The organism is uncultured Arthrobacter sp. (assembly GCF_902805515.1).
Taxonomy (GTDB): domain Bacteria; phylum Actinomycetota; class Actinomycetes; order Actinomycetales; family Micrococcaceae; genus Arthrobacter_D.
Genome location: NZ_CADCTE010000116.1, coordinates 1 through 8,687, shown reverse-complemented (window position 1 = coordinate 8,687; position 8,687 = coordinate 1). Strand labels below are relative to the sequence as shown.

The window sequence follows — 8,687 nt, the reverse complement described above, 5'->3', positions numbered from 1 at the left end:
AGCCGTGGTAGCCGATCTTGTCGATCGGCGTCCCGGTCATGCCATCGGGGAAGGTCCCGCGCTCCTTGACGACGAGGAACGGCTCCAGCCCGGCCGAGCGCGACTCCCCCTCCTCGGGGTCGCGCACGCGGCACAGCACCTCGACGAAGTCGCCGGCCAGCGCGTTGCCGCACCAGCGCTTGCGGCCGGTGAGCACCCAGCCGTCGCCGTCGCGCACGGCCCGCGTCTGCACGGCGGCGAGGTCGGAGCCGGCGTCGGGCTCGGACAGCGCTATGGCGCCCACCCACTCGCCGCGTGCGCTGCGGTCCAGCAGCTCGCGCCGGCGCGCGTCGTCCACCACCTGCGTCCCGAGTCCCTGTGCGCGCGCGAGGATGCTGCCGACGCTCATCCAGGCCCGGGCGAGCTCCTCGCTCACCAGGCAGTACTCGAGGACGCCGAGGCCCAGGCCGCCGTCGTCGGCGGAGATGGTGATGCCGAACCAGCCCTCCTCGGCCAGCCGGTCGAGCAGCTCGCGCGGCATCTCGCCCTTCTGCGGGTCGAGCTCGTCGGCGAGCGGCAGGACGACATCACGCGCGAAGGCGCGCGCCCGCTCCTGCAGCTCCACCCGCTCGTCGGTGCGCCAGGGCGGCTGCAGCTCCGGCGGTGCGGGCGGCCGCGGGCCTGCGCCCGGGGTGCCGGGTGGGGGTGGTAACCATCTAGAGCTCCTTCGCGGTTGGTGCCTGCCCCTCCACCAGCGCTCGAACCGCCGTGGCAAAGGCATCACCCCGGTGGGCGTACGAGGAGAACTGATCCATTGAGGCGGCGGCCGGTGCGAGCAGGACAGTGTCGCCCTCCCCGGCGAAGCGGGCCGCCTCGGAGACCGCCCATTCCATCACCTGTGCACCCTCTCCCCCGTCCTCGGGGTGTCCGTTTCCAGTGTGACTGGTGTGCCAGCTGATGATGGGTACATCGGGAGCGTGTCGGTGCAGGGCCTCCTGCAGTGCCGTGCTGCCGGTCCCGATCAGCACCACGGCCCGCAGTCGGGCGGCGTGGGTGCGGACGAGGTCGTCGTAGGCGACGCCCTTGGAGAGGCCCCCGGCGATCCAGACCACCGAGGTGAAGGCGGCCAGGGAGGCCGAGGCGGCGTGCGGGTTGGTGGCCTTGGAGTCGTTGATCCAGAGCACGCCCCCGGCGGAGGCGATGGCCTCGATGCGGTGCGCGCCCGGCGAGTAGGTGCGGATCCCCTCCCGGACGGCGGCCGGAGGGATGCCCGCGGCCCGCACCAGGGCGGCGGCCGCCAGCGCGTTGGCCACGAGATGGCGCGGCACGACGTCACCGAGTTCACGGACCGACGCCAGTTCGGCGGCCGAGTCCCTGCGCTGTTCGATGAAGGCCCGGTCGACGAGGAGGTCCTCGACGACGCCCATCATGCTCACCGCGGGTGTGCCGGTGGTGAAGCCGACCGCCCGGCAGCCTTCGATCACGTCGGCTTCCTCGACCATCACCTCGGTCTCGTGCTGCTCGGCGTTGTAGATGCAGGCGATGCGGGTGCGGTCGTAGATCTTGGCCTTCGCCGCGGCGTAGGCCTCGTAGCTGCCGTGCCAGTCGACGTGGTCCTCGGCGATATTGAGGCACACGCTGGCCAGCGCCGAGATGGACTCGCTCCAGTGGAGCTGGAAGCTGGAGAGCTCCACGGCGAGGAAGTCGAATCCCTGCGGGTCGCGGATCACATCGAGGATCGGCGTGCCGACGTTGCCGGCGGCCACGGCGCGCTTCCCGGCGGCCAGCAGCATCGACTCGGTCAGGCCGACCGTGGTCGTCTTCCCGTTCGTGCCGGTGATGGTGAGCCATTCGGCGGTGGGCCGGCCCTCGCGGATCCGCACCCGCCAGGCCAGCTCGACGTCGCCCCAGATGGGGATGCCCGCACCCGCGGCGGCCGCCAGCAGGGGCTGGGCCGGGCTCCACCCGGGCGAGGCGATGATCAGCTCGGGCGCCTGCCCGTCGACCAGCGGGACGCCGGTGGTGGACTCGGCGCCGAGGAGCACCTCGCGGACGCCGACGATCCGCAGCGTGTCGGCCTTGGCCCGGTTGTCCTCCGAGTCGGAGCCGTCGACGACGACGACGGCCGCGCCGAGCTCCACGAGGGTATCGGCGGCGGAGAAGCCCGAGGCGCCGATGCCGGCGACGACGACGCGCAGCCCCCGCCAGTCGGCGTCCCAGCTCGTGAGCCCCGCCAGCCGTCCGGCCGCGTCCGATTCCGAAATATCCGTCAACCCACTACCCAATCCGCATAGAAAATACCGAGTGCCACGGCCACGAAGAGGCCGCCGAGGATCCAGAACCGCACCACGACCGTGACCTCCTGCCACCCCTTCAGCTCGAAGTGGTGCTGCAGCGGCGCCATCTTGAAGACGCGCTTTCCGCCGGTCGCCTTGAAGTAGCCGACCTGGATGATCACCGAGAGGGTGATCATCACGAACAGGCCCGCCATGACCACGAGCAGGAGCTGGGTCCGGGAGAGGATCGCGAAGCCGGCGATCGCGCCGCCGATCGCGAGGGAGCCGGTGTCGCCCATGAAGATCTTCGCCGGCGAGGTGTTCCACCAGAGGAAGCCCACCAGCGCGCCGGCCATCGATCCGGCGATGAGGGCCAGGTCCAGGGGGTCGCGCACCTCGTAGCAGACGTTCACGGGGACCTGCAGGGAGCCGCAGCTCTGGTTGGACTGCCAGATGCCCATCAGCATGTACGCGGCGAAGACCAGGATGGAGGCCCCCGCGGCGAGCCCGTCGAGCCCGTCGGCCAGGTTCACCCCGTTGGTGGCGGCGGTCATGATCAGGTTCGACCACAGGACGAACAGGATCGCCCCGACCAGCGTGCCCGCGAAGGCGAGGTCCACCGAGGTGTCCCGCAGGAAGGAGATGGCCGTCGAGGCCGGCGTGCGGCCCTGCTCGTCCGGGAACTGGAGGGCCAGCACCGCGAAGAGGATGCCGACGAAACTCTGCCCGGCGATCTTCGCGCCGGCGCTGAGCCCGAGGCTGCGCTGCTTGGAGATCTTGATGTAGTCGTCGAGGAAGCCGACGGCGCCCATCCCGGCCGTCACCAGCAGCAGGAGCAGTCCCGAGATGCTCGGCCCGGTCGAGGCACCGAGCATCGCCATCACGCCGTGGGTGAGGAAGTAGGCGAGCAGCACCGAGCCGACGATCACCGCGCCGCCCATGGTGGGGGTGCCGCGCTTGGTGTGGTGCGCCGTCGGGCCGTCGTCGCGGATGAACTGGCCGTAGCTCTTCCGGACCAGGAGCTTGATGAACAGTGGGGTGCCGACAAGTGCGAAGAACAGCGCCGACGCCGAACCGATCAGGAGGGCGATCACGGCTGCGGGCTCCTTCGTGGGGCAGTGCCGTCCGGGCTGGCGGCCGGAGGCTGGATGGGATGCGGGTGCACTTGATCCGGCGAGCCGGCAGCATCAGGGAGCAATGCTATCCGATCCCCCAGGAACCTCAGGCCCGCCCCGTTGGAGGACTTGAACAGCACGATGTCACCGGGCCGCAGCTCGGCCCGCAGCAGCGCCTCGGCCGCCTCGGCATCGGGCACCTGCTGGATCTCGTCCCCCCAGGAGCCTTCGAGCAGGGCGCCGTTGAACAGGGCGCGGACGTTGTCGCCGCCGACGACGACGAGCTTGGAAATGTTCAGCCGGACGACGACGCGCCCGAGGAGGTCGTGCTCCTCGATGGAGGACTCTCCCAGTTCGAGCATTTCGCCCAGTACGGCCCAGGTGCGGCGCCGGCCGGCTCCGAGTTCGGCCAGGGTGCGCAGGGCAGCCCGCATCGACTCCGGGTTGGCGTTGTAGGCGTCGTTGATGACGGTGACCCCGTCGGCCCGCTCGGTGAGCTCCATCCGCCAGCGGCTCTTCGCGGCCTGGGTGCGCAGCGCGGAGGCGATGCGCTCCCCGGGCACGCCGAGGGCCCAGCCCACGGAGGCGGCCGCGAGCAGGTTGGCCGTGTGGTGGAGGCCCAGCAGCGGGGACACCACGGGGTGGGAGGTCCCGTCGGGGAGCACGAGGTCGAAGGCGGGGTGGCCCTCGGACGTCGTGGTGCTGCCGGCCGCGGTGAGGATGTCGCCGTCGGCGGCCTCGAAGTCCCCGGAGGAGGTGAAGTAGACGCGCCGGGCGCTGGTGCGCGAGCGCATGGCCAGCACGCGCTCGTCGTCGGCGTTGATCACGGCCGTCGCCCCGGGGCCCAGGGCGGCGAACAGCTCGCCCTTGGCGCGGGCGATGGCCTCCACCCCGCCGAACTCGCCCACGTGGGCGGACCCGACGCCGAGCACGACGCCGATATCCGGCTGGACCATGTCCGCAAGGTAGGTGATGTTGCCGGCCTTCGTGGCACCCATTTCGATGATGAGGTAGCGCGTGCCGTAGTCGGCGCGGAACACCGTCAGGGGCACCCCGACCTCGCCGTTGTAGGACCCGGTGGGCGCTATGGTGGGGCCTTCGGCGCCCAGCAGGCCGGCCAGGAGGTCCTTGGTGGTGGTCTTCCCTGCCGACCCGGTGATGCCCACGACGGTCAGCGGCCCGCTGGCGCGGAGCCGGCGGACGGACTCGGCGGCGAGGACCCCCATGGCGAGCACGGCGTCGGGCACGATCACGGCGGGCAGGTCGGATCCGTCGGCTCCGCTGACCGGGCGCTCGGCGAGGGCCAGGACGGCGCCCGTGGCGAAGGCCTGGGCCGCGTAGTCGTGGCCGTCGGTGACCTCGCCGGGTTTGGCGATGAACAGGCCCCCCGGGAGGACCTCGCGCGAGTCGGTGGCCGCGGAGGTGACGGTGAGGGTGGGGTTTCGGCTGGCACCCTGTGAGAGGTGGCCGCCGGTGAGTGCCGCGATGTCGGCTGCGCTGAATTCAATCATGACGGTCTAGGACTCTATCGCCACAGGCGTGCGCACAGAGAATCCGTGCCTTGTCAACGAGGCGGCGAGCTCCACGCGGTCGTCGAGGGCGTGGTTGACGCCCTTGATTTCCTGCCAGACCTCGTGTCCGCGGCCCGCGACCAGGACGGTGTCCTGCTCCCCCGCCATTGCCACGGCTGCCTCGATGGCCTCCGCCCGGGGAAACACCTCAAGCACCTCGCAGGCAAGGCTTTCGGCCCGCACCGCGGCCAGCGCGCCGTCGAGGACACCGCGCCGGATCTGCGCCTCGTCCTCGTCGTGCGGGTCGTCGTCGGTGACGATGACCACGTCGGCGAGCCGCGCCGCGGCCGCGCCCATGATGGGCCGCTTGGTCTCATCGCGCTGGCCGGTGGCGCCGAAGACAATGATGACCCGGGAGCCGGGATCGGGGCGCCGCACCGCGGCGAGGGTCCGCACCAGGGCGTCGGGGTTGTGGGCGAAGTCCACGATGCCCGTCGGGGCGTCGCTGATGAGCTGCATCCGCCCCGGCACCTGCACCGTGAAGGGATCGTGTGCGGCGGCGGCCCGCTGCAGGTCCTCCGGGTCCACCCCGGAGGCGAGCACCATCACCGCGGCGAGGGCCGCGTTGGAGACATTGAACGTGCCCGGAAGGCCCGAGGACAGCGTCAGGGCCGTCCCGCCGGGCCCACGCAGGGTAAACCGGTGGCCCAGGCCCGCCGGTTCGATCGACTCGACCGTCCAGTCAGCGGGCGAACCGGCCGGCGCGTCCGGGTCGGTGCGCAGGGTGACCACCGGACCGGTGGCGGCCGCGGCCATCCGCGTGCCCCAGTCGTCGTCGACGGTGACCACGCCGACGCGGGAGCGCCCGGCGCCGAAGAGCGAGGCCTTGACGGCGAAGTAGGACTCCATGTCGCCGTGCAGGTCGAGGTGGTCCTGGGTGAGGTTGGTGAAACCGGCGACGTCGAACACCACGCCGTCGACCCGGCCGTATTCGAGGGCGTGGGAGGAGACCTCCATGGCGGCCGCGCCGAGTCCGCGTTCGCGCATCAGGGCCAGGAGGGAGTGGACCTGCGGCGATTCGGGGGTGGTGAGGGTGCTCGGGATGGCTTCGGCTCCGGCGAGGATCTCAATGGTGCCGATCAGCCCCGTGGTGCGGCCCAGGGCCCGCAGGAGGGCATTGATGAAGTAGGTGGTGGTGGTCTTGCCGTTGGTGCCGGTCACCCCGAAGAGCACCGGCCGCGCCGCGTCGGCGGGCTGGCTGGCGAACACGGCGGCCGACAGCGGGCCGACGAGCAGCCGGGGACGTTCCGCCACGAGGACCGGGAGCGCGGAGGGGTTGGGCCCCGCCCCGATTCGGGCGGCGCCCTCGGCGTCCGTCAGCACGGCGACGGCCCCGCCGGCGGCCGCCTGCGCGGTGAACTCGGCCCCGTGGCGCTGTGCGCCGGGCACGGCGATGTAGAGGTCGCCCGGCGCGGCGGCCCGGGAGTCCACGGCCACTCCGGTCACCTGCAGGGAGGCCAGCGCCGAATCCCGCACCGGCGCCCCGTCCACGGTGACGGCGGGCAGGGCGGCGTCGAGCCCGCCCAGGGCAGCGGCAAGGGACACCGGCTGGACATGCCGGGGCCTCATTCCAAGGCCTGCGGCGCTTGGAGGGGTGTTGATTGACACGGAGCTTTTACTTTCGGATCAGTACTCGACGGGGTAGGCCTCGGGCTTACCCGCCGACGGTGGAACGTTCGATGCGTTGAGGACCTGCTTCATCACCTTTTGGAACGACTCGCCCGGCACCAGGTAGTAGAGGTCGCCCTGCGGACGCTGCAGGGTCACCACCACTACATATTCGGGGTCCTCGATCGGGGCGATCCCGGCATAGGACAGAGTGTAGCCGTCGTATCCGCCGTTGGGCCCGGGCGCTTCGGCCGTGCCGGTCTTGGAACCCACCCGGTACTGCTCGAGGGCGCCGGACTTGCCCGAGCCTTCGACCGTGACGGTCTCAAGGAGCTTCTGCAGCTTCTTGGCCGTCGGTTCCGAGACGACCTCGGTGCCCTCGCCCTGGGGCACCTTGTGCTCGGTGCCGTCCGGGTCGATGTAGGCGTCGATCAGCCGGGGTGGGAGCCGGACGCCGTCGTTGGCGACCGTCTGGAACACCATGGCGGTGTGAAGGGCAGTCTGGGCCAGGCCCTGTCCGAAGAGGACCGTGTACTGCTGGCGGTCGTCCCAGGTTTCCGGCTTGGGCAGGAGGCCGCGGGTTTCGCCGTTGAGCCCCGTGTTCAGCTCCTCGCCGATCCCGAACTTCTTCAGCCAGTCGTAGCGCTGCTGCTTGGTGAGCTGCTCGCCGATCTTGACGGTGCCCGTGTTGAGCGACTTGGCGAAGATGCCGGCCACCGTGCGGCGCTCCTCGCCGTGCGCGTACGCGTCCTTGAACGTCTGGTTCCCCACGGTGTACAGCGGGGGGATCTCGAACCGGGTGGTCGGCTCGATGATTCCTTCTTCGAGGCCTGCGGCAAGGGTGATCAGCTTGGTGGTCGAGCCGGGCTCGAAGGCCGCGGTCACCGACAGCGGGCTGCGGAACTCCGGCGGGGTGGCCCCGGGGTTGTTGGGGTCCGGCGTCGTGGATTCGGCGAGGGCCCGAATGGCTCCGGTCTTGGCCTCGACGACGACGATATTGCCCCACTCGGCGTTGTAGTCCTTCACCTGAGAGGCGATGGTCTGCTGGGCGAACCACTGGAGGTCCTGGTCGATGGTGAGCCGCACTGACTGGCCGTCCTTGGCGGGCACGTCCTCGTTGGTGGCGTAGGGGATGCGGATCCCGTCGCCGCCGATCTCATAGGTCTTGCTGCCGGCCTTGCCGGTGAGCTTGTCGGTCAGGGACAGCTCCAGGCCCTCGCGGGGCTCCCCGTCCGGGCCGACGTAGCCGATGATCGATCCGGCCACCGAGCCGGCCGGGTAGGTGCGCACGCTCGTCTTGTCCGCGTACACGCCCGGCAGGCCGACGGCCAGGGCGCGGTTCTTGACCTCGGGGGTGACGGTGCGGGCCACGTAGTTGAAACTCTTGTCCCCCTGGATGGAGGCGCGCAGGGTTTCCGCGTCGATGCCGAGCACCGCGGAGAGTTCCTCGAAGCCCTGCTCGATCGGCAGGTCGAGCTCCCGCTCGCCCAGCTCCTCGTTGTACCGGTCGAAGGTTTCGCCGCCGCTCAACCGCTGGTCGACGACGATGTCGAAGCGTTCGACGCTGCGGGCGAAGTACTTCCCGTTGGCGTCGACGATGGACCCGCGCACCGGCTGCACCGCAGTGGTGGTGAGCCGCTTGGACAGCCCGGCCTGGGCCAGCCCGTTCAGGTCGAGGGCCTGCAGCTGGAACAGCCGGACGCCGAGGACCAGCAGCAGGACCAGGACGAAGGCAAGCCCGACGCGCAGGCGCCGTGATCCGAGCGCTACGCGGAGGGCGTCCTGGCTGCCGGGTTTGGGGTGTGCCACGTGGGGTCCTTGGTGGTCGCGGGGAGTTTCTGGGCGGGGGCCCGGCGGGGCCGGGGTTCCTAGCGGGAGCTGGGGAGCTGTGCGGGGCCGGGAATGGTACCGCCGGCCGGGCGATCGGGTGCCGCAGCCTGACCGGGCGCATTGCGTGCCTGCTCCGGCAGCTCGACGGCCGGCCCCCGGGGCGCGGGAGCCTCTGCGGCCTGCCCTGCGGCGGCGTCGGCCGGCGCCGGGGCGGGCGTTGCCTCGGCAGGTGCCGGGGCGGGCTCCGGCTCCGCGGCGGCCTCCGGTGCCGCCGGCGGGGCGGGAACGGGGGCGTCGGAGGCCGTGAC

Annotated in this window: 6 protein-coding genes and 1 pseudogene; all 7 read right to left on the bottom strand. The window is 71.3% G+C overall.

The genetic code is table 11. The features are described from left to right. On the bottom strand, positions 1-760 hold a 760-nt coding region (locus QZX79_RS10205; protein WP_294568162.1), incomplete at its 3' end, for an acyl-CoA dehydrogenase family protein. Then, positions 696-2,252 (bottom strand): UDP-N-acetylmuramoyl-L-alanine--D-glutamate ligase, encoded by a 1,557-nt coding sequence (murD, locus tag QZX79_RS10200; protein ID WP_294568160.1) that lies wholly within the window; start codon positions 2,250-2,252, stop codon positions 696-698. The genes QZX79_RS10205 and murD, both read right to left, overlap by 65 nt. Then, positions 2,249-3,349, bottom strand: coding sequence for a phospho-N-acetylmuramoyl-pentapeptide-transferase (mraY, locus tag QZX79_RS10195; RefSeq protein WP_294568158.1), 1,101 nt, complete (start codon positions 3,347-3,349; stop codon positions 2,249-2,251). Before mraY ends, murD begins: the two co-directional genes overlap by 4 nt. Then, positions 3,346-4,881 carry a UDP-N-acetylmuramoyl-tripeptide--D-alanyl-D-alanine ligase gene (gene murF, locus QZX79_RS10190; RefSeq protein WP_294568156.1) on the bottom strand — a complete coding sequence of 512 codons (1,536 nt, stop codon included), beginning with the start codon at positions 4,879-4,881 and terminating at the stop codon, positions 3,346-3,348. The genes mraY and murF overlap by 4 nt, the downstream gene beginning before the upstream one ends. A gap of 6 nt (positions 4,882-4,887) precedes the next feature. Beyond that, positions 4,888-6,510, bottom strand: coding sequence for a UDP-N-acetylmuramoyl-L-alanyl-D-glutamate--2,6-diaminopimelate ligase (locus QZX79_RS10185; RefSeq protein WP_294568164.1), 1,623 nt, complete (start codon positions 6,508-6,510; stop codon positions 4,888-4,890). A 57-nt stretch (positions 6,511-6,567) separates the two neighbouring features. Further along, on the bottom strand, positions 6,568-8,358 hold the full coding sequence (locus QZX79_RS10180) for a penicillin-binding protein 2 (protein ID WP_294568154.1): 1,791 nt from the start codon (positions 8,356-8,358) through the stop codon (positions 6,568-6,570). Positions 8,359-8,417: 59 nt separating this feature from the next. Next, a pseudogene (locus QZX79_RS10175) lies at positions 8,418-8,687 on the bottom strand (hypothetical protein); the annotation flags it as partial.